Source organism: Pigmentiphaga sp. NML080357, assembly GCF_002188465.1.
Classification (GTDB): domain Bacteria; phylum Pseudomonadota; class Gammaproteobacteria; order Burkholderiales; family Burkholderiaceae_B; genus Pigmentiphaga.
In genome coordinates, this window is the sequence record NZ_NINW01000058.1 from 94,584 (window position 1) to 115,517 (window position 20,934).

Here is a 20,934-nt window from a genome sequence, read left to right on the forward strand (position 1 = left end):
ATAAAAATAGAATCCATTTCAGATGGCTCCTCGGGCTTTCCCCTAGACGCCGGCCGCATCGATTTTTTTCTTTGCATTAGCTTTCTTTAGAAGCTAATATTCGAACCTCATCAGGCAAATGCGGCTGTCAGAACTGGAGGAGACTGTCATGGAAAACGCATTCTCTGCCCGCGAGTTCCGGAACGCGTTAGGTCTCTTCGCGACCGGCGTCGCCGTCGCAACCGCGTCGAACCATCGTCATCGAGCGGGCATCACGATCAATTCATTTGCGTCGGTCTCTCTGTCGCCTCCCCTCGTTCTATTCAGTGCCGCCAAGACGCTGAACTCCATCGATACGTTCAACGATGCCGCGGGGTTCACGATCAATGTCCTGAGTGCCGACCAGGCATCCCTCTCGGCGCAATTCGCCAAGGCGGGAGAAGACAAATGGCTCAACGTCGGCACTGCCGCCGGCAAGCACGGCGGGATCGTGATCACGCCCTGCCTGGTCAGCTTCGACTGCAAGCTGCACGCCAAATGCGATGGCGGCGACCACGTCATCTTCATCGGCGAAGTCACCGACATCATCGACGGAACGGGCGACCAGCCTCTGCTCTATTTCCGGGGAAGCTACCGCGACCTCGCACCGCGCTCCGGCGCCAGGCTTGCTGCCTGATCCGAATAACTTTCGCGAAGACAACCATGGCCCAAGACATCAAGAACGGATCTACGCATCTGGCCTCCCTTCGGGACGGCCGCTCGGTTTACATCAACGGCAAGCACGCGGGAGACGTCACCGAGCATGCGGCCTTCCGCAACGCTATCGCGTCCACCTGCGATCTGTACGACTTCCAGGCCGATCCCGACAGGGCGGAACTGATGACGTTCGAAACGGAGTCCGGCGCTCGCGTCAACCGCGCGTGGCAGGCGCCAGGCTCATACGAAGAGCTGGTGCGGCGGCGCGAGGCACTCACGACATGGGCGGAACTGCATGGCGGTTTCATGGGACGCTCTCCGGACCATGTCTCCAGCGCCTTGTTGGGGCAACTGATGGGGATCGAGGTCTTCGAGCGACACGACATCAAGCGCGCCAACGCGTTTCGCGAATACTTCAGGTATGCGCGCGACAAGGATCTGTTCCTGACCTACGTCATCATCAATCCGCAAGCAGATCGCTCGAAAGACTGGGGCGACCAGCCGGCGGAAGACCTGGTCGCCTCCATCGTCGACGAAGACAACGAGGGCATCACCATCCGCGGCGCGAAGATGCTGGGCACCAGTTCCATCATGGCCAATGAAGTCTTCGTCGCCAACCTGCAGCCGCTGCGCCCCGGCGAAGAGAATCTCGCTTTCGCTTGCGCGCTGCCCATGAATGCCAAGGGCCTGAAGGTCCTGTCCAGGAAGTCCTTCGAAGAACACGCGGTCTCCCATTTCGACAACCCATTGGCATCGCGCTTTGACGAAAACGACGCCTTGATGTACTTCGACGACGTCAAGGTTCCCTGGGACCGCGTCTTTGTCTACAAGGACACGGATACATGCCGGGCCCAGTTCCACGACACGCCGGGGCACACCATGCAGAACTACCAGGCGCAGATCCGCCTGATGGTGAAGACGCGCTTTCTTCTCGGCGTGGCAAGAAAGATCACCGAGACCATCGGTACCATCGCCCTGCCCCCCGTCCGCGAAAAGCTTGGCTGGCTGTCGGCCAAGGTCGCCATGGTGGAAGGCATGGTGTATGGCATGGAAGCGGCCGGTCACCTGCATAACGGCTTCTATGTACCCAACCGCAATCTCATGTATTCGGCTCAGGTCGTCACACAGGAGCTCTATCCACAACTGGTCAATGCGATACGCGAGCTTGCCGGAGGCGCGCTCATCATGCTGCCGTCCTCCGAGGACGACCTGAGAAACCCCGAGCTGCTTCCCATCATCCGCAAGACCCAGGTCTCGGGCCACATGAGCCCGGAAGAGCGCGTCAAATTCCTCAAGCTTGCCTGGGATGCGCTGGGCAGCGAGTTCGCCTCGCGCCACCTGCAGTACGAGATGTTCTATGCCGGAGCCCAGTTCGTTACTTGCGGCCATAGCTTCCGAACCCGCAATTGGGCCGAGTCGACGGGACTGGCCGAGCGAGTGCTGTCTGCCCGTGCCGCGCCTTCGCCTGCCGCCGCAAGGAACGCAGCCTGAGCACCTCATGAACCGGTGGCAACCACGTTGCGAGGGAGTTCGCATTCATGCTGCTTCAGCAAATTGTCAATGGCCTGCTCCTCGGCGGTGTCTACGTCCTGGTCGCGGTCGCGTTCTCCATCTGCTGGGGATTCCTGAACTTCGTTAACTTCTCGATCCCTGCGCTCTTTTCCCTCGGAGGATTCTGCATCTGGGTCTTCATGCAGTACGGGATAGGTTGGTGGCCCTCCGCCTTGCTGGCGGTTGTCCTGGCGGCAGCGGTCTCATGCATCGTGGAGCGCTTCACCTTCCGGTTCCAACGCAACGCCGGCCCCGTCGTCCCGCTGGTCAGCTCCCTGGGCTTTCTGATCCTGATCGAGAACGTCCTGCTCGCCCTTTATGGCTCCGAGGGCCGCGCGGTGCAACTTCCCTTGCAGGACGTGAACTGGCGCATCGACGGCCTGGTCATCAGCCTGCCCCAATTGGGAGGGTTGCTGCTGGCGATACTCCTGGTCGCGGGATTTTCCGTCGCGCTCAAGACGAGCAAGCTCGGGCGCGGAGTACGCGCGATTGCCGAAAGCCCGGATACCGCAGTCCTGCTTGGCGTACGGATCAACTCGCTCGTTCCCCTGGTTTTCCTGTTGGCCGGCGTGTTCTCCGGCCTGGCAGGCGTGCTGTTCGCCCTGGGATACCAGCAGGTATCGCCATTCATCGGCGACCAGGTGGCGCTCAAGGGCTTGTCCGCCATGGTCCTGGGCGGAATGGGCAGCATCTGGGGCGCGGTCTTGGGCGGGCTGGTCATCGGTATTGTCGAAGTACTGGCGATCCGCTTCTGGTCGGCCGATTTCGTCAAGATCGCGGTCTACGGGGTGTTGCTGCTCTTGCTGATCATCAAACCCTCCGGACTGCTCGGCAATGGCCAGACACGTCAGGAGAAATTCTGATGAGCGGCTACGTCGAGACCATCCTGGTCATGCTCAGCATCAATGTCATCCTCGCCTATGCGGCATTCCTGCCGCTCGCCGCTGGACAAGTCAACCTTGGCATAGCCGGCCTGATGGCAATTGGCGCATACGCGTCCTCGTACCTGGGTGCGGAGTATGCCGTACCCCCCGGCCCAGCCATCGCCATTGGCGTCTTGATCTCGGCGGCAGTGTCGATCGTGATCGCCTTTCCCATCCTGCGCACACGCGACATCTACCTGGCATTGGCGACCCTCGCCCTGGGCGAATGCATCAGCGGCATCATCATCAACACCGAGGCGCTCGGCGGTGCCGCCGGATACTCCGTCTCCGGTTACGTGGGCCTGCCGTGGATCGCCTCGTGCGCGATCGGCGTTTGCGTGCTGGTGTTCATCCTGTTTCGTACGCGCCTGGGGCTGTGCATCGTCTCGGTCGACGACGACGAGCGCGTGGCAGACCTGCTGGGTATCCATGTGCGCGCGGTGAAAGTAGCGGCATTCTCGATGGGCGGCGCGCTGGCCGGCCTGGCCGGCGGCCTGTACGCCCACTATTTCAGCTTCATCGAGGGCCAGCACTTCACCGTCCTGCTTTCCGTCTACGTCGTGCTGTATGTGCTGCTGGGCGGTGCCAAGACATTGATCGGCCCGCTTGCCGGCGCATTGATCTTCACGCTCATGCCCGAGCTCCTTCGCGCAGGCAACGAATGGCGCTACGCGCTGTTCGCGTTGTTCGTGATCGCCGTCATGGCGATACGTCCCCATGGGTTGTTCATGCCCGGCCAGCCTCCCTGGCGCCGGTTGGGCAGGTCGGGAGAAGCGAGATGAGCGATACCCTTCTCGCGCTGTCAGGCGTTTCGAAATCCTTCGGCGGGCTGAAGGTCATCGACGATGTCTCATTCACGATACCGCGGGGTTCGCGCAGTGCGATCATCGGCCCCAACGGCGCCGGCAAATCCACCTTGTTCAACCTGATCAGCGGCGCCTTCCCGACAGACCGGGGCAGCATTACCCTCGACGGCATCGAACTGACCGGCATGCCGGCACGCCATCGCGCCCGCCATGGCCTGACTCGCAACTTCCAGAACATCCGGCTGATGCCCACGCTGTCCACCTTCGACAATATGCTGCTGGGCCAGCATGCGCGCGCAGCAGGACTTGCCGAACTGTTGCGGCCGGTCCGGTCTCCGAGGGCGCGCAACATCTGGCGCGACGAGGTTCGCGAAGAACTCGACCTGGCAGGCCTGGGCGCCTATGTCGATAGCAGGGTCGAAGGCCTGCCCTACGGCATACGCAAGAAACTGGAAATCGTCCGCGCCTTGCTGGCCAGGCCCAAGCTGTTGCTCCTGGACGAACCTTGCGCCGGCCTGAACACCGCCGAGCGCGACCAGATCCTGCCGTTCCTGCGTTCGCTGGAGCGCCGCGGCATTACCCTGATGATCGTCGAACACGACATGCAGTTGATCGCCGATCTATGCGACCACGTGATCGTCCTGAACTTCGGGGTCAAGATCGCCGAAGGGGCGCCGGACTGCGTACGTGCCGACCCCCAGGTCATTACCGCCTATCTTGGCGCGGAGGATCAATGACCACGGCGCTGCTCGAGATCCAGGGCCTGAGCGTCCAGTATGGCCGCAACATGGCGCTCAAGGACTTTTCATTGCGTGTCGGCGCGGGCCAGTTGATTGCCGTGCTGGGGGCGAACGGAGCAGGCAAGAGCTCCCTGCTCAAGACCATCGCCGGCCTGGTCCGGCCTGCCTCCGGCTCCCTGGCGCTGGAAGGCAGGGACCTGCATCGCGCCAGCGCGTCGGAACGGGTCGCCCGTGGGATAGCCTTGGTTCCGGAAGGGCGCTGGATCCTGGTTTCCATGAGCGTGCATGAGAACTTGCTGATGGGAGCCTGGTGCAGGAAAGGCGCCGTTCCCGCCGGCGAGCTGGAGGCGATCTACGCCCGTTTCCCGAACCTGGCTTCGCGTCGACACATGCCGGCTGCCGTCCTGTCGGGCGGCGAACAGCAAATGCTGGCGATAGGCCGCGCGCTGCTGTCCCGTCCGCGGCTGTTGCTGCTGGACGAACCGTCCCTGGGCCTGTCGCCCCTGCTCGTCCAGCAACTGTTCACGCTGATTCGGGACCTGAACCAGGAAGGCCTGAGCATGATCCTCGTCGAACAGAACATCCGCAAGGCCCTGCAGGTGGCCCACCGCGTTCATGTGCTTGAACTGGGCAGGGAAGTCGCGCATGGGGAACCCCAAAGCCTGATGGCCAGCTCCGCGCTGCATGAAGCCTACCTCGGCCGCGCTCGTCCGGCGCCCTGATTCTTTCACGTCACCTACCTCGGGAGATCGTCATGAACAAGCTCTTGCCCGCATTCCTGCTGGCGCTCGGCATGACCGCCACAACGGCCCATGCGCAGACTCAAGGTGAAATCATTCTAGGCTTCACCACGGCCAAGTCCGGTCCTTTTGTCACGTTTACGCGGCGTAATGAGATCGCAGTGAACCTGGCCGTCGAAGCCGTCAACGCCGAAGGCGGCATCAACGGCAGGAAACTCACCGTCCGCCAATTCGACACCGCCGGCAAACCCGACCAGGCCGCCGCGGCCACCCGCTACTTCGCCAACGACGTGGGAGCGCTGGCCATCGTGGGCCCCTACACTTCCAGCGAAGCCCGTATCGCGTTTCCCGTGGGAGACCGGCTGGGCATTGCCCAGATGGCCATCGGATCGGCCGCCCCGGGGTTGGCAAAGCCATTCAAGTTCGCGTTCCGCAACACCTCCGACGAAGGCTATCTCTTCCAGCGCGTGCTGGCGGTCATGAAGGAGAAGAATATTGCGCCACGTTCCGCGGCGCTGGCCTACGCGACCGACGACGTGGGCGGCCGGACGATGGGCGAGGTGACCTTTCCCGGATTGCTGAAAAAGAACGGCGTCCAGATCACGCAGAGCATCTCCTTCCCCAGTGCGGTGTTCGACCTGTCGACCCAGGTCGCGCAATTGAAGAGCAACCCACCCGACATCATCGGGCTCGGTGCCTTTCCCGACCCGACGGTGGTGCTGCTGAAAGAGCTCAGGCGCCAAGGCCTCGCGAACGTGCGCGTGGTCGGCGGGACGCAGTCGGCAGACTGGAACCTGCTTCAACGCGCGGGCGCCGACGCCAACGGGACGATCGTCGCCTCCACCTACAATCCCGACGACGATCGCGCCATGAGCAAGGCCTTCAGCGACGAGTTCGTCAAGCGCGCCCAGAAGGCCGGCGAAAGCGGCGACCTGCGGCCCAACATGTACGACGCGGCAGCCTATACCATCGTGAAGCTCTACGCCGAGGCCATGCGCAACGGCAAGGTCACCGGTGAAAAGGGCAAGCTCGCGCAGGAACGCGATATTGTCCGCACCGAACTCATGAAACTGTCCGGCCTGGAAACCGTTGAAGGCCGGCACACGGGCTTCACCGAGGAAGGCGATGCTCTGAAGACCGCCTACGCTCTCGAGATCAAGGACGGCAAGTGGTCCTTGCTGGGCAGCAAAGGCCCCCAGGACGTCAAATGATGCGGGACCGCCATTCCGCCGTCTCACCAATCGAGACTTGAAATTGACTCAGGCCCCGGAATTCAGAATAGTCGGCCCGCTACCTCAAGCCGCGATGCAGGCGGCAAGACCAAAGCGGAGACATCATGAAACGCGTCGCTCCTCCCATCGAGGCGTCCGCCGGGTTCCCGGGCCACCCAAAGCCGCTTGACGCCAGGCTTCGCCGGATCGTACTGGGAGCCGGCATACTTGCGGCCGCGACCCCCCTATGGGCAGCCGCCCAAGGCGACTACCCCGCTCGCGTCATCAAGCTGGTCGTCCCTCTTCCACCCGGATCCCCCATCGACACCGCCGGCAGGCTGTTCGCGCGAAACCTCTCGCGCACTCTGGGCGCAACGGTCATCGTCGAAAACAAGCCGGGAGCGGGAGCCACCCTCGGCACCGCGGAGGTCGCACGCAGCAAGCCGGATGGTTACACGCTGCTCTTCACCGTTCCGGATCCCCTGGTGTCTGCTCCGTTCACGATGCAAGTTCCCTACGATCCGCAACGCGACTTCCGTCTCGTCAGCAAGGTGGCGGAATCCATTTCCGGCCCGGTGCTTCTCACCCAAAGCACCGCTTCCGTGAACGACCTCGCGGGCCTGATCAAGGACGCCAGATCGTCCTCGGCGCCTCGCACCTACGCCTCGTTCGGCCCGGCCTCATACCCTCAGCTGATCCTCGAATCCCTGGCCAGGCAGGCCGGCATCAAGCTCACCGAGGTACCCTACAGGGGTTCGCCCCCGGCCATGCAGGACCTGATCGCCGGCGAAGTCAACCTGGCGTTTGCGTCCGTGGAGAACGCCTTGCCGCACCTCGCCGCGGGAAAGATCAAACCCATTGCCATCGTTGACAAGTCTCCCAGGTTTCCTGGCGTTCAGACGTTTTCGGAAGCGGGATTCGATGGGTTCGTGTTTCGCAGCAAGCCTTGGCACGGGTTGCTTGCTCCGGCCGGCACGCCCGAGGCGGTCATTCAAAAACTGGCGCTTGCCGCCAAGGCTGCGGCCAACGACCCGGGATTCAGGAAATCGCTGGAGGATCTTGGGTTCCGGGCGATCGGGAGCTCCCCTGGCGAGTTTCTTGAAAGCTATCGCGCGGAGGCGTCGGCAATCCCGGCGTTGATCAAGAGCTTGGGGATTGGCTCGCGGCCGTGATTGAGCGGGTGTTCTATCCGGCTCTGTGACCCTCTTCGGCTCGACGACTACCGAACTTGGCAAAAAAAAGCCGCTTCCCGGAAGGAAACGGCTTTTTTTGGCAGCGGCGATAAGCCGTTGCAGTGTCCTTGGCGGACAGGGTGGGATTCGAACCCACGATACGCTTTCACATATACACGCGTTCCAGGCGTGCGCCTTCAACCACTCGGCCACCTGTCCGTACTGCGCGGAAAGCTTCCGAGCAGAGCCCGCTATATTATCAGATTGCCGTGCGGGCAGCCACTAGCGACCTCGCGGGCGGTCTCTGCCTGCACTGGAGTTTTTGCATCACGCAAGACCCGATGAGCCTTGGCAGTGCATTGCGCTGCACAAAGGGGATGTTTTTGGGGGAATCAAGGCACCAAACCGAACGGTTGGCGAGAATGGAGGAGACCGCTGCACCTTCTTGTTATAGCCGCGGCGGCCGGCACTCTCTGGCACCGGCCGCTCGGGCGTTTTGCTTTTCTAAAGACTGCAGGGGTTTTGTCTCCTCCACTGCATAACGATATTCTGCGCCCGCAATTGGACTGTGACACTAGGGATTGACCCCTATTATGGTGCGGTGCGCACCACCGCTTTCGCGGCCAGATGCACCAATTGCGTGCATATTATCGGAAATCACAGCGCCTTGCCGAGTTGCTCCAGGATGGCGGGGTTTTCCAGCGTGGAGACGTCTTGCGTGACGGACTCGCCCTTGGCGACCACGCGCAGCAGGCGACGCATGATCTTGCCGGAGCGGGTCTTGGGCAGGTTGTCGCCGAAGCGGATTTCCTTGGGCTTGGCGATGGGGCCGATTTCCTTGGCCACCCAGTTGCGCAGTTCCTTGGCGATTTCGGCGGCTTCCGCGTCGTCGGGCCGGGACCGTTTCAGCACGACGAACGCCACCACGGCCTCGCCCGTCAGGTCGTCGGGGCGCCCCACGACCGCGGCCTCGGCCACGAGCGGATGCGCCACCAGCGCGGACTCGACTTCCATGGTGCCCAGGCGGTGTCCCGATACGTTCAGCACGTCGTCGATACGGCCCATGATCCAGAAGTAGCCGTCGGTGTCGCGGTTGGCGCCGTCGCCGGCCAGGTAGTAGGCGCCACCGAGCTCCTCGGGGTAGTAGCTTTTCTTGAAGCGCTCGGGATCGCCCCAGATGGTCCGGATCATGGCCGGCCAGGGGCGCTTGACCACCAGGAAGCCGCCCTTGCCGAGCTCGACGTCGGCACCGGTCTCGTCGACGATGGCGGCGAAGATCCCAGGCAGCGGCAGCGTGCACGAACCGGGTTTCAGGCCGGTGGCGCCGGGCAACGGCGTGATCATGTGGCCGCCCGTCTCGGTTTGCCACCAGGTGTCGACGATGGGGCAGCGCTCTCCGCCCACATTGGTGTAGTACCACATCCACGCTTCGGGATTGATGGGCTCGCCCACCGAGCCGATGACGCGCAGCGTGGACAGGTCGTATTTCTTGGGATGGTGGTCGGGACTCGCCTCGGCCGCCTTGATCAGCGAGCGGATGGCGGTGGGTGCGGTATAGAAGATGGTGGCGCGGTGTTTCTGGATGATGTCCCAGAAGCGGCCGGCATTGGGATAGGTCGGCACCCCTTCGAACACGATCTGGGTCGCGCCCACGGCCAGCGGTCCGTAGGCGATGTAGGTATGGCCGGTCACCCAGCCGACGTCGGCCGTGCACCAATAGACGTCGGACGCCTTGAGGTCGAAGGTCCATTTCATGGTCAGCGCCGCCCACAGCAGGTAGCCCGCCGACGCGTGCTGGACGCCCTTGGGCTTGCCGGTGGAGCCGGAGGTATAGAGCACGAACAGCGGATGTTCCGCCTCGACCTGGACCGGCTCGCAGGTGTCGGCCTGGCCTTTTTCCACGTCGTGCATCCAGAGGTCGCGCCCTTCCGTCCAGGCGACCTTGCCGCCGGTGCGGCGATAGACGATGACCTTCTTCACCGCCTCGCAACCGCCCATGGCGAAGGCTTCCTCCACGGCCGGCTTGAGCGGAATGGTCTTGCCGCCGCGCACCTGCTCGTCCGCCGTAATGACGAAGGTCGCGCCCACGTCGACGATGCGCTCCTGCAGGCTCTTGGCGGAGAAACCGCCGAACACGACGGAGTGCGTGATGCCGAGCCGGGCGCAGGCCTGCATCGCCACCACGGCCTCGATCGACATCGGCATGTAGATGATGGAACGATCGCCTTTCTTGTAGCCCAGGGCCTTGATGCCGTTGGCGAAGCGGCATACCCGGGCGTGCAGTTCGCGATAGGTGACCTTGGTGGTGGCGCCGTCATCGCTTTCGAAAATGATGGCGACCTTGTCGGCGTTGCCGTTGGTAAGGTTCACGTCCAGGCAGTTGTACGAGACGTTCAGCTCGCCGTCGTCGAACCATTTGTAGAAAGGAGCATTGCTCTCGTCCAGCGTCCGCGTGAACGGCTTGCTCCAGTGCAGCGTTTCCCGCGCCAGTCGCGCCCAGAAGCCCTCGAAGTCGCGCTCCGCTTCCTCGCACAAGGCCTTGTAGGCCGCCATGCCCGGGATGTTCGCCTGCTTGACGAATTCCGCGGAGGGCTGGAACACACGTGTCTCGGTCAGAACTGAATCGATGGTAGACATCGCCTTACGTCCTCTGATGATAGTGATCGGTGCGGATACCCGTAGGTTACCGAAAGCCGGCCCCCCATACGCGCTGCACCGCAACAAAACCATCCAGGGCACCGCCGGTCCGCCTGTGCCGCCCCCTTGCGGGGCCCGGCGCCGGGCCGCCCCGAGGCGGACGCGCCCCCTTCTGGGGGACTGCCGCGTAGCGGCTGGGGGCTCACCCTGCTGGGCGTGCGAAGCGCGTAAGGGGGCGGGCTTCCCTCTTGGCTTACAATTCCCGCCGAACCGTTATTCTGCGCGCCGCAGCCTACCTGGAAAACATGTCTTCCCCATCCCCTGCCCCGGGTCTCTCCCGGACGGAACCCCTGCGCCCGCTGCCCAAGCTCATTTTCATGAGCCGCTGGCTGCAGCTCCCCCTCTATCTCGGACTGATCGTCGCCCAGGCGGTCTACGTCTATCATTTCTGGGTCGAGCTCGTCCATCTGATCGAGGCGGCCTTCGGCAACAAGGAAGCCATCGGCATGCTGGCCGAGGCCGTGATGCCGGTGGTGCCGGGCGCGGCTGCCGCGCCGGTTCCCGCCAAGCTCACGGAAACCACCATCATGCTCGTGGTGCTCGGCCTGATCGACGTGGTGATGATTTCCAACCTGCTCATCATGGTGATCGTGGGCGGGTACGAAACCTTCGTATCGAGGCTCCACCTTGAGGGCCATCCGGACCAGCCGGAGTGGCTGTCGCACGTCAACGCCTCGGTGCTGAAAGTGAAGCTGGGCACGGCCATCATCGGCATCTCGTCGATCCACCTGCTCAAGACCTTCATCAATGCCGCCCATTACGACGCCAAGACCATCCTGGCACAGGGCGGCATCCACCTGGCCTTCCTGCTGTCGGCGATGGCCATCGCCTACTGCGATCGACTGATGGCCCCCATGCTCAAGCAGGACCCGCACGGACACTGAACGGTCCCGGCCACAACCCTACGGCGCGGCGGCATGCCAGCGCCCCACCCTTCTCTTTTCGGAGCGCCCATGACTACCGTCATCAAAGAAGAAGACCTGATCCAGTCGATCGCCGATGCGATCCAGTTCATCAGCTACTACCACCCGGTCGATTACATCCGCCACCTGGCCCGCGCCTACGAGCGCGAGCAGAACCCGGCGGCCAAGGACGCGATCGCCCAGATCCTGACCAACTCGCGCATGTGCGCCGAAGGCAAGCGTCCCATCTGCCAGGACACGGGCATCGTCAACGTGTTCATGAAGATCGGCATGGACGTGCGCTTCGAGACCCGGCGCACCCTGCAGGAACTGTGCGACGAGGGCGTGCGCCGCGGCTACCTGAACCCGGACAACAAGCTGCGCGCCTCGGTGCTGGCCGACCCGCAGTTCGAGCGCAAGAACACCCGCGACAACACCCCCTGTGTGCTGAGCGTGGAACTGGTCCCGGGCAACACCGTGGACGTGCAGGTCGCGGCCAAGGGCGGCGGCTCCGAGAACAAGACCAAGTTCGTCATGCTCAACCCCAGCGACTCCCTGGTGGACTGGGTGCTCAAGACCGTGCCCACGATGGGTGCCGGCTGGTGCCCGCCCGGCATGCTGGGCATCGGCATCGGCGGCACCGCCGAGAAAGCCATGCTGATGGCCAAGCAGTCGCTGATGGAAGACATCGACATGTACGAGCTGCTCCAGCGCGGCCCCAGCAACAAGCTGGAAGAACTGCGCATCGAGCTGTACGAGAAGGTCAACGCCCTGGGCATCGGCGCCCAGGGCCTGGGCGGCCTGACGACCGTCCTGGACGTCAAGATCAGCATGTTCCCCACCCACGCCGCTTCCAAGCCCGTGGCCATGATTCCCAACTGCGCCGCCACCCGCCATGCGCATTTCGTGCTGGACGGCTCCGGCGTGGCGGTGCTGACCCCGCCCTCGCTGGATGAGTGGCCCGACGTGCACTGGGCGCCGGACTACAACAAGTCCAAGCGCGTGGACCTGAACACCCTGACCAAGGAAGAAGTCGCCTCGTGGCAACCCGGCCAGACGCTGCTGCTGTCCGGCAAGATGCTGACCGGCCGCGACGCCGCCCACAAGCGCATCCAGGACATGCTGGCCCGCGGCGAAAAACTGCCCGTGGACTTCACCAACCGCGTCATCTACTACGTCGGTCCCGTCGATCCGGTGCGCGATGAAGTGGTCGGCCCCGCCGGCCCCACCACCGCCACCCGCATGGACAAGTTCACCGACATGATGCTGGAGAAGACGGGCCTGATCTCCATGATCGGCAAGGCCGAACGCGGCCCCGTCGCCATCGAGGCCATCCGCAAGCACAAGTCGGCCTACCTGATGGCCGTGGGCGGTTCGGCCTACCTCGTATCGAAGGCAATACGCTCGGCCAGGGTCGTGGGCTTCGAAGATCTCGGCATGGAAGCCATCTACGAATTCGAAGTGGAAGACATGCCCGTGACCGTGGCCGTGGACGCGAGCGGCACGTCGGTGCACGAGACCGGTCCCAAGACCTGGAAGGTCAAGATCGCCGAGCTGGCGTGACCCCCCTACGCGCTTACGCGCGCCCCCCAGGCGGCGGTGCTGGCGGACCGGCGGAGCCGGATCCGCGGCACCCTGGCAGGGGGGTGGAATGGTACAGGGCCTGCTCAGCTACCTGAAGGCCTGAGCGCCTCGGCCGCCTGCCCCCGCGCCACGCCGCGCGCCATGTCGACCCGCCTCAGTATCGCCAGGCCGATCACGAAGAAAACGCCGGTCGACAAGATTCCCAGCCGATGATTGCCTGCCGTCGCCCAGGTCACCAGGCCATAGGTGAGCGGGCCGATGATCGATGCCAGGCGCGTCGCGAAGGTCCACAACGCGAAGAACTCCGCCAGCCGCGAAACCGGCGCCAGCGCCCCCGTCATGGCCCGCCCGGCGCTCTGGCTGGATCCCATGCACAGGCCGGCAATGGCGGCCGCCACCCAGAACCCCGCGGGGCTGCGAGCGAAAAACGCGATCAGCACCATCACGATCCAGCCCATCAGGGTCGCCGCGAGCGCCCGCCTGTGGCCGATGCGGTCCTCGACGAAACCGAACGTGAAAGCGCCAGCCGCCGCCGCGATATTGACCAGAAACACCAGCGTCATGATCTGTGTCTGGCTGAACTTCATGACCTGGTCGGCGTAGACCGCGGCCAGCGTTATGACCACGGCGATGCCCGCCTGGTAGAAAACCCCGCAGATCAGCAACAGGCGAAAATCGGGAAAAGCCCGCGAATCGCGCCACGATGCCGCAAGCTGGCGCATGACCGCCCCAAAATCCGGCGCGCCGCCGCCCAAGGCGGCCGGACGCGCGCGCTCTCGTAGGAAAAGGAACACCGGCATGGCGGCCACCGCGAACACGCCGGCCGTCACCAGCATGGTCCAGGGCACGAACTCCGTGGCCGGCCGGCCCGCCGCCTGCGCCCCGATGACGAGCGCCAGCGACAGGCCCAGGGTCAGCATGCCGCCCACGTAGCCGAAGCTCCAGCCCCATCCCGACACGCGGCCCAGGTACTGGGGCCGGGCCAGTTCCGGCAAGAACGCGGCAATGACCGACTCGCCGATGCTGAAACAGACGTTCGAGACGATGATGGCGGGAACCGCGATCCACAGGCCCCCCGGGCCGGCCAGCGCCAGCGCGGCCGTGGCCGCGACGCAGCCCACGGTGCTGGCCGCCAGCAGGCGCTTCTTGGCCGCGCGGGCGTCGGCCCAGGCGCCCAGGCCGGGCATGGCGAGCATCACGATCAGGTAGGACAAGGACAGCGCCGCCGTCCAGGCCAGCGTGGCCCAGGAGGCGTTGCCTGCCACCACGCCGACGAAATACGCATTGAAGACGGCCGTCAGCACGACCGTCGTATAGCCGGAATTGGCAAAGTCGTAGAGCGCCCACGCGAAGACCTCGCGCGGGCGCACGCCGGGGTTGAGCGCGCCGCGCATCGACGGCCCGGGCATGGCGGTCAACCCGGCCTGCCGATGCTCAGATCCCGAGCGCGGCAATGCCGGCGCGGGCGATTTGCGCATCCTCGTTCGACTTAACGCCGGAAACGCCGACCGCGGCGATGGTCTCGCCCTCGACCACGACGGGCACGCCGCCTTCGAGCATGCCATGAATGGTGGGAACCGACAGGAACGAGGTGCGGCCGTTGTTGATCACTTCCTCGTAGACCTTGGATTCGCGGCGCCCCAGCGCGGCGGTGTGGGCCTTGGCGGGAGCGATGTGCGAGGAAATGGCCGGCGCGCCGTCCAGGCGCAGCAGGCCCAGCAGATGGCCGCCGTCATCCACGACGGCGATCGTCACCGCCCACTTGTTGGCGAGGGCCTCGGCTTCGGCGGCGGCCAGGATCTTCTTGACGTCGTCGGCGGTCAGGACGTGCTTGGTCTTCATGGAACGGAATCCTCGTTGGGGGAAAACCTGCGATTTTAGGGTGTCCCCTTGCAGGATTTATATCGTTGCACGCACAAGTGCATTGACCTGGGCGCCGGCAAAGCGGTATCTTAGCGCCACTTTTGCATCATCCTACGCGTCCGCGTCCCGCTATACGAATGAAAAAGGCCCCCCAGCCCCTTCGCCTGCATGCATCCCGGCCGTTGTTCCCCGCCGGGCGGACGAAGGTCCGGACGGCTGGACGCAAACTGGCGGTCATCGTGGGATTCGCCACGCTGGCTGGCTGCGCCACCCAATCCCCCACGCCCGGCGGCGGCGCCACCATGGCCGGCGTGCCGGACACCGCCGGCAAACGCACGGCTCGCTACAGCCTGCCCACGCACCCCATTCCCTCCTGGCGCGACGGCCTCGTCACCCCGCCCCGCGCCGAGACGCCGGCGGATCCGGAGAAAATCCTTTCGGGGGAATGGCAGGACGATCCGTCCGAGACCGACTCGGCCAATGTGGCGGAATTGGCCACCTACGCCTTGAACTATCTCGGCGTTCCCTATCGCATGGGCGGCTCCTCGCCCGAGGCGGGCTTCGATTGCAGCGGACTGGTCGGCTATGTCAGCCGCGAAGTCCTGGGCCTGCAACTGCCGCGCCGGGCCGAGGAAATGAGTCGCATAGGCGAGCCGGTCAAGATAAGCGAACTGCAGCCGGGCGACCTGGTGTTCTACAACACCCTGCGCCGCAAGTTCTCGCACGTGGGCATCTATCTGGGCGACGGCCGCTTCGTGCACTCGCCCTCTTCCGGCGGCGTGGTCCGCATCGAAAGCATGGACCTGGCGTACTGGAAGAAGCGCTTCAATGGCGCGCGGCGCCTGGCTTCCGCCGAATCAGCTTCACGGTGACCTCTTCCGCCTCCCGCGCGCACGCCTCTCCGGCCTGGGCGCCGCACAGTCCACAGTTCTGAAGGGCTTGCTGCATCGAGCATACCGAGCGGCGGCAAGCGACGACCTGTATGCCGGAGCGCTGCGCAGCCTGCCTGAACGCTTTCATGACGTTGTGGCCGAGGAAATCGGTCAGCAGGATCAGCAACTCCGTTCCCGACGGCAGCTGCAGCGTTTTTTTCTGATGCGCCGGATCGCGGCCACTGATGTGATGCGTGATGGCGATGTTGTGCCCCTTCAGCAGGTCGGGAATGTTGCCTAGCCGGTCGGCCCCGACGACGACTGCGCTGACTGCCATGGTGATCTCCGTCATGTCGAATACATCGCCAAATGATAATCATTCTCGTTATAGAGTCAACAAGAATGAGATGGATTCTCATTTGATTAAACTAATCGACATCGCCCCGGAGATAGGGAACTCAAATGCATGCGGACGGGCCCCCTGCCCGTCCGTGCCATTGCGAGCAAAGGAAGGTCAGCCCTGCTCGGCCGGCTTGATGGCATTCTGCACCACCTCGCGGGTCAGGTTGGGCGCGAGCAGCTCGACGAAGGTATAGACATAGTCGCGCAGGAAGGTGCCGGACTTCATGCCGATGCGGCTGGTATGCATGCCGAACAACCGGCCCACGGGCAGCCCGACCAGCCCGCTGTCGCGCTTGGGATCGTAGGCCACGCCCGCGATGATGCCCACGCCCAGCCCCAGCTCCACGTACGTCTTGATGACGTCGGCGTCGATGGCCTCGAGCACGAAATCGGGATGGACTTCCTGCGAGCTGAAGGCCTGGTCGATGGCTCCCCGGCCCGCGAATGCGCGGTCGTAGGTGATAATGGGATACTGCGCGAGCTGCTCCAGCGTCAGCTTCTTGGCCTGGGAGGACGTGAGTTGCGCCAGCGGATGCTCCGGCGTGACTACCACCACGTGTTCCCAGGTATAGCATGGCAGCGTCACCATGCCGGGCGTCAGCGCCAGCGCCTCGGTCGCCACGGCCAGATCGGCCTGCTCGTTGAGCACCATGTCGGCCAGCTGGCCGGGGCTGCCCTGGATCAGCGACAAATGGACCTTGGGGAACAGCTTGCGGAACGCGGGAATCACCTGCGGCAGCGCATAGCGCGCCTGGGTATGCGTGCAGGCGATGGTCAGCCCGCCCTCGTCGCGCCGCGCGTATTCATCGCTGACCTTCTTGAGATTGTCCACCTCGCGCATGATGCGGTCGACGATCTGCGACACGGCCAGGCCGGGCTTGGTCAGGCCCTTGATGCGCTTGCCGTGGCGTTCGAAGATCTTCACGCCCAATTCGTCTTCCAGCTCGATAATGGCCTTGGAAACCCCCGGCTGCGACGTGTAGAGCATGCGCGCCGCTTCGGTCAGGTTGAAGTCGCGACGCACGGTTTCCCGGACGAATTTGAATTGCTGCAGGTTCATGGTGCGGTTCACTATGATCGGCCATCCAACCCGCTCCAGCAGGTTCTGGCAACCGATAGATCATAATGTAATATACGACCTGCTCTTAATGCTATTTAGTAATTAGCATAGTCGGTTTTTGCAGCATGGCGGCCGCACAACCGCCCGGCGCGCGGTCTCGTCACCCGCCCTTCGGCGCCTTCACCCTGAGCCGGAAGTACATCAGCGCCCCGGTCAGCAGCGCCACCGCGCCGTGCAAGGCCACCAGGGCGACGAAGAAATCGACCCGTCCGTTGTTCACCCATGCCTTGGCCAGGTTGACCATGTTCAGGTAGAACAAGGCCACCAGCAGCGCGATCACCACGTCGCCCGAGCGGCCGAGGCGGGGATTCACCGCCCCCAGGGGAATGGCCAGCAAAGCGAGGTTGATGGCCAGCAGCGGCATGCTGACGCGCCACAGCATCTCGCCCGCGGCGCCCGGTCCGCCATCGCGAAGCAGCTGCATGGTCGAGCGCGCCTTGGTGGAGAGATCGTCGGGCGAGACCGGGCCCTTGCTCTCCATGCGCACGCCGTATTTCTCGAAGCTCGTCAGCCGGAACTCCGGCGTGCCGGGCACGAACTCATAGCGGTGGCCCGACTCCAGGACCATGAAACGGTCGCCATTGGGCTGGTCTTCCTGCGCCCCCGCCCCGGACACCAGCACGTTGAGCCGGCCGTTCTCGATCCAGCGGGCGAATACGTTCTGGACGCGGTCGATCGTGTCGGTGGCCGACTCCACGTAGAACACGCGATCGATGCCGCTGGATTCGAGGAACTGGCCGGGGGTGACCTTGGAGACGTCGGAGCGCTGCTCGTAGCGCTGGCGATAGTCGGCGATCTGCCTTTGCGCCCACGGAGAGCCCGCGAGCGTCAGGAGGGCGACCAGCACGGCGGACGGAATGGCAAAGCGCAGGATGGGCTTGAACCAGTCGAACAGGCTCAGGCCGCTGGAGAACCAGACCACCATTTCCGACTCGCGGTAGTTGCGCGTCACGGTAGTGAGCGCGGCGATGAACACCGATACGGCGATGATGGTCGGAAGGGCATTGATGGACGAGAACGCCGCGATGCCCATGACCACGTCGGCCCCGATGCGCCCGGCCGCCGCCTCGCCCAGCAGGCGCACCAGCAAGACGCTGATCCACACGACCACCAGCGTGGAGAAGACCACGCTGGCATGGCTGACCAATTCGTCTTTGACGGAGCGCTGAAACAGGGACACGGTACTGGCCTGTGCGAGGGACCCGCATCTGCGGGATAATTGACGATCTCGCGACTACATACAGGAAGAATCGCGCATGGACTTTAGCACACAGACCTCCGCCCCCGAGAAAATCAAGACCGCCGCGCTGGTGGTCGGCGTCTTCGCCGAGGGCGTGCTCACGCCGGCCGCCGATGCCGTCGATCGCGCGGCGCAGGGCGCGGTGCGCGCCGCCGTCAAGACCGACTTCAAGGGCAAGGCGGGCGAAACGCTGGTGCTGAGGTCCCTGCCCGGCGTGGCGGCCCAGCGGGTCGTGCTGGCCGGGCTGGGCCCGCAAGATGCATTCTCTCCCAAAGTGCTGGCGGCCGCCTGCCGGGCTTCGTTGTCGGTCGCCGCCGCCCTGGGCGTGGCCGAGGCCGTGTCGGCACTGGCGGCCGTACCCATGCAGGCGGCCGACGTCCGCAGCCGGGCGCGCCTTGCGGCGATCGCCGCCGGAGATGTGACGTATCGTTTCGATGCCACTTTCGGCAAGCGCGAGGCCGTGGGCCGTCCCAAGCTCGCCCGACTGGCCCTGGCGGTCGAGCGCGCCGACGCCAAGGAGGCCGAGGCCGGCCTGCGCGAAGGCAGCGCCATCGCCAGCGGCATGTCGCTCGCGCGCGACCTCGGCAACCTGCCGGGCAACGTCTGCACGCCCACTTATCTGGGCGAGACCGCCAAGAAGCTGGGCCGCACGCACAAACTCAAGGTCGAGGTGCTGGACCGCAAGCAGATCGAGGCGCTCAAGATGGGCTCCTTCCTGTCGGTGGCGCGCGGCTCGGACGAACCGCCCAAGTTCATCGTGATGCGCTACGAAGGCGCGAGGCAGAAGCCCGCCGGCCGCGGCAAGGCGGCGGCTCCCGGCGGGCCCGTCGTGCTGGTCGGCAAGGGCATCACTTTCGATGCCGGCGGCATCTCGCTCAAGCCCGCCGCCGGCATGGACGAGATGAAATACGACATGTGCGGCGCCGCGAGCGTCTTCGGCACCCTGCGCGCCGTGGCCGAGCTGGGCCTGCCGCTGGACGTGATAGGCGTCGTGCCGACCTGCGAGAACCTGCCCAGCGGCCGCGCCAACAAGCCGGGCGACGTGGTCACCACCATGTCGGGCCAGACGGTCGAGATCCTCAACACCGATGCCGAGGGACGGCTGATCCTGTGCGATGCCCTGACCTACGTCGAACGTTTCAAGCCGGCGGCGGTGATCGACATCGCCACGCTCACCGGCGCATGCGTCACGGCCCTGGGCCACGTCAACACCGGCCTGTTCACCCATGACGACGCCCTGGCCGACACCCTGATCGGCGTGTCGCGCCAGGCGCTCGATCCGGTCTGGCGCCTGCCCCTGGACGACGAATACCAGGAACAGCTCAAGTCCAACTTCGCCGACATGGCCAACATCGGGGGGCCGCCCGCCGGCGCCGTCACCGCCGCGTGCTTCCTGTCGCGCTTCGCCAAGGGCTATCGCTGGGCCCACCTGGACATCGCCGGCACGGCATGGCGCAGCGGCAAGGACAAGGGAGCCACGGGCCGGCCCGTGCCGCTGCTGACGCAATACCTGTTGTCCCTGAGCTGAACCCCGCCCGCCCATGACGGAAATCGACTTCGCCTTCAGCGCGCCCGACCGGCTGCGCACCGCCTGCCAGATCGCCACCCGCCGCCACCAGGCGGGGCACCGGCTGGTGGTGTACTGCCGCGACAATGGCCGCCTGAACGCCTTCGACCAAATGCTCTGGGCGCTGGACGACATCTCCTTCGTTCCTCATGTGCGGATCAACGATCCGCTGGCCGCGGACACCCCCATCGTCCTCACCTCGTCCGACGCCCCCACGCCGCACCACGACTGGCTGCTGAACCTGGACGACGACTGGCCCCCCATCTACACCCGCTTCCAGCGGGTCATCGAAGTGGTCTCGAACGATCCGGCCGACCGCGAGGCGGCAAGGGCCCGGTGGCGGTTCTACCAGGAATGCGGCCACAACATCGTGCGGCACGACGTGTCGCGCCAACAAATCCCGTAGGAATGCAGGGGGTACCGACATGCAATCTCCGTTCTCCCCGCGCGACGACGCGGGCATCCCGGTCCTGACCGAAGTACTGGACATCCCGCTGCCGCCGTCCGCCCGGGCACCCCGTACCGCGCCGTCCGGCCCGGCTTCGCTCGCCGGGGAAGCAGGCCCCGCGGCCATGGCCCCCACCGGGCCTCACCCGGCGGCGCCCCGCGGACCGGACCTGGAAACGCAAATCGAGACCTTGCGCACGACCATCCTGCAAGACCTGCTCGACCGCGTCGATCCGCTGCTCAAGACCCGCATGCGGGCGGCGCTCGAGGTCGCGGCCGCCCGTGCGCTCGGCGACATCGCCGACCACCTGCGCGAGGAACTCGGACGCATGGTGGACGAAGCCGTACAGAAAGAACTGATCCGCCGCGAGGCCGCCGACATCCAGGCCCGCAGCCGCCCCCGGACCGAGGAATAGGCCTGC

At 64.7% G+C, this 20,934-nt stretch carries 20 protein-coding genes and 1 tRNA gene; 14 read left to right on the forward strand and 7 right to left on the reverse strand.

Annotation, left to right across the window (positions count from 1 at the left end; genetic code table 11):
* Positions 1-148: 148 nt before the first annotated feature.
* The 8 genes from CDO44_RS26645 to CDO44_RS26680 all read left to right on the forward strand — a co-directional run bounded on the left by CDO44_RS26645 (position 149) and on the right by CDO44_RS26680 (position 7,818).
* Complete coding sequence (locus tag CDO44_RS26645; protein ID WP_158213454.1) at positions 149-655, forward strand: flavin reductase family protein; 507 nt, start codon at positions 149-151, stop codon at positions 653-655.
* Positions 656-681: 26 nt separating this feature from the next.
* Positions 682-2,166, forward strand: coding sequence for a 4-hydroxyphenylacetate 3-hydroxylase family protein (locus CDO44_RS26650; RefSeq protein ID WP_087783300.1), 1,485 nt, complete (start codon positions 682-684; stop codon positions 2,164-2,166).
* 47 nt (positions 2,167-2,213) lie between these two features.
* Entirely contained in the window at positions 2,214-3,089 is an 876-nt protein-coding gene (locus CDO44_RS26655; RefSeq protein WP_087783301.1) for a branched-chain amino acid ABC transporter permease, read from the forward strand.
* Positions 3,089-3,931, forward strand: coding sequence for a branched-chain amino acid ABC transporter permease (locus CDO44_RS26660; protein ID WP_087783302.1), 843 nt, complete (start codon positions 3,089-3,091; stop codon positions 3,929-3,931). The genes CDO44_RS26655 and CDO44_RS26660 overlap by 1 nt, the downstream gene beginning before the upstream one ends.
* Positions 3,928-4,692, forward strand: a complete 765-nt coding sequence (locus tag CDO44_RS26665; RefSeq protein WP_087783303.1) for an ABC transporter ATP-binding protein — start codon at positions 3,928-3,930, stop codon at positions 4,690-4,692. The genes CDO44_RS26660 and CDO44_RS26665 overlap by 4 nt, the downstream gene beginning before the upstream one ends.
* Positions 4,689-5,417 (forward strand): ABC transporter ATP-binding protein, encoded by a 729-nt coding sequence (locus CDO44_RS26670; protein WP_233146381.1) that lies wholly within the window; start codon positions 4,689-4,691, stop codon positions 5,415-5,417. The genes CDO44_RS26665 and CDO44_RS26670 overlap by 4 nt, the downstream gene beginning before the upstream one ends.
* A gap of 32 nt (positions 5,418-5,449) precedes the next feature.
* Positions 5,450-6,646, forward strand: coding sequence for an ABC transporter substrate-binding protein (locus CDO44_RS26675; protein WP_087783304.1), 1,197 nt, complete (start codon positions 5,450-5,452; stop codon positions 6,644-6,646).
* Between the two features lie 125 nt (positions 6,647-6,771).
* A complete protein-coding gene (locus CDO44_RS26680; protein ID WP_087783305.1) occupies positions 6,772-7,818 on the forward strand; it encodes a tripartite tricarboxylate transporter substrate binding protein in 1,047 nt (348 codons plus the stop codon).
* A 129-nt stretch (positions 7,819-7,947) separates the two neighbouring features.
* Here CDO44_RS26680 and CDO44_RS26685 read toward each other — a convergent pair.
* Positions 7,948-8,037, reverse strand: a tRNA-Ser gene (locus CDO44_RS26685).
* 438 nt (positions 8,038-8,475) lie between these two features.
* Positions 8,476-10,455: an acetate--CoA ligase gene (gene acs, locus CDO44_RS26690; RefSeq protein ID WP_087783306.1), complete on the reverse strand. Its 1,980-nt coding sequence runs from the start codon at positions 10,453-10,455 to the stop codon at positions 8,476-8,478.
* Positions 10,456-10,760: 305 nt separating this feature from the next.
* Here acs and CDO44_RS26695 point away from each other — a divergent pair, with 305 nt between their 5' ends.
* Together CDO44_RS26695 and CDO44_RS26700 are read left to right on the forward strand one after the other, a co-directional pair.
* Positions 10,761-11,399 carry a YqhA family protein gene (locus CDO44_RS26695; protein ID WP_087783307.1) on the forward strand — a complete coding sequence of 213 codons (639 nt, stop codon included), beginning with the start codon at positions 10,761-10,763 and terminating at the stop codon, positions 11,397-11,399.
* Between the two features lie 69 nt (positions 11,400-11,468).
* Positions 11,469-12,980 (forward strand): fumarate hydratase, encoded by a 1,512-nt coding sequence (locus CDO44_RS26700; protein WP_087783308.1) that lies wholly within the window; start codon positions 11,469-11,471, stop codon positions 12,978-12,980.
* 104 nt (positions 12,981-13,084) lie between these two features.
* Here CDO44_RS26700 and CDO44_RS26705 read toward each other — a convergent pair whose 3' ends face one another.
* Both CDO44_RS26705 and CDO44_RS26710 read right to left on the reverse strand, forming a co-directional pair.
* A complete protein-coding gene (locus tag CDO44_RS26705) occupies positions 13,085-14,410 on the reverse strand; it encodes an MFS transporter (RefSeq protein WP_369824716.1) in 1,326 nt (441 codons plus the stop codon).
* A 25-nt stretch (positions 14,411-14,435) separates the two neighbouring features.
* Positions 14,436-14,843 (reverse strand): heme-binding protein, encoded by a 408-nt coding sequence (locus CDO44_RS26710; protein WP_087783309.1) that lies wholly within the window; start codon positions 14,841-14,843, stop codon positions 14,436-14,438.
* 158 nt (positions 14,844-15,001) lie between these two features.
* Between CDO44_RS26710 and CDO44_RS26715 the strand changes: the two genes are divergently transcribed.
* Positions 15,002-15,736: a C40 family peptidase gene (locus CDO44_RS26715; protein ID WP_233146382.1), complete on the forward strand. Its 735-nt coding sequence runs from the start codon at positions 15,002-15,004 to the stop codon at positions 15,734-15,736.
* Here the strand turns inward: CDO44_RS26715 and CDO44_RS26720 are convergent.
* From CDO44_RS26720 to lptF, 3 genes are all read right to left on the reverse strand, one after another.
* The gene (locus CDO44_RS26720; RefSeq protein ID WP_087783363.1) at positions 15,690-16,079 is read right to left on the reverse strand and encodes a DUF2325 domain-containing protein; all 390 of its coding nucleotides are present in this window, start codon (positions 16,077-16,079) and stop codon (positions 15,690-15,692) included. The genes CDO44_RS26715 and CDO44_RS26720 overlap by 47 nt on opposite strands.
* Before the next feature lie 171 nt (positions 16,080-16,250).
* On the reverse strand, positions 16,251-17,198 hold the full coding sequence (locus CDO44_RS26725) for a CysB family HTH-type transcriptional regulator (RefSeq protein WP_087783310.1): 948 nt from the start codon (positions 17,196-17,198) through the stop codon (positions 16,251-16,253).
* 160 nt (positions 17,199-17,358) lie between these two features.
* The gene (lptF, locus tag CDO44_RS26730; RefSeq protein WP_087783311.1) at positions 17,359-18,438 is read right to left on the reverse strand and encodes an LPS export ABC transporter permease LptF; all 1,080 of its coding nucleotides are present in this window, start codon (positions 18,436-18,438) and stop codon (positions 17,359-17,361) included.
* Positions 18,439-18,514: 76 nt separating this feature from the next.
* On the opposite strand from lptF, the gene CDO44_RS26735 reads away from it, so the two are divergent.
* Genes CDO44_RS26735 through CDO44_RS26745 form a run of 3 tightly spaced genes read left to right on the forward strand, consistent with a single transcriptional unit; the run spans position 18,515 to position 20,928 of the window.
* Positions 18,515-20,026 carry a leucyl aminopeptidase gene (locus tag CDO44_RS26735; protein ID WP_087783312.1) on the forward strand — a complete coding sequence of 504 codons (1,512 nt, stop codon included), beginning with the start codon at positions 18,515-18,517 and terminating at the stop codon, positions 20,024-20,026.
* Between the two features lie 13 nt (positions 20,027-20,039).
* A complete protein-coding gene (locus CDO44_RS26740) occupies positions 20,040-20,471 on the forward strand; it encodes a DNA polymerase III subunit chi (RefSeq protein WP_087783313.1) in 432 nt (143 codons plus the stop codon).
* Between the two features lie 19 nt (positions 20,472-20,490).
* Positions 20,491-20,928 (forward strand): hypothetical protein, encoded by a 438-nt coding sequence (locus CDO44_RS26745; protein ID WP_087783314.1) that lies wholly within the window; start codon positions 20,491-20,493, stop codon positions 20,926-20,928.
* Positions 20,929-20,934 lie beyond the last annotated feature (6 nt).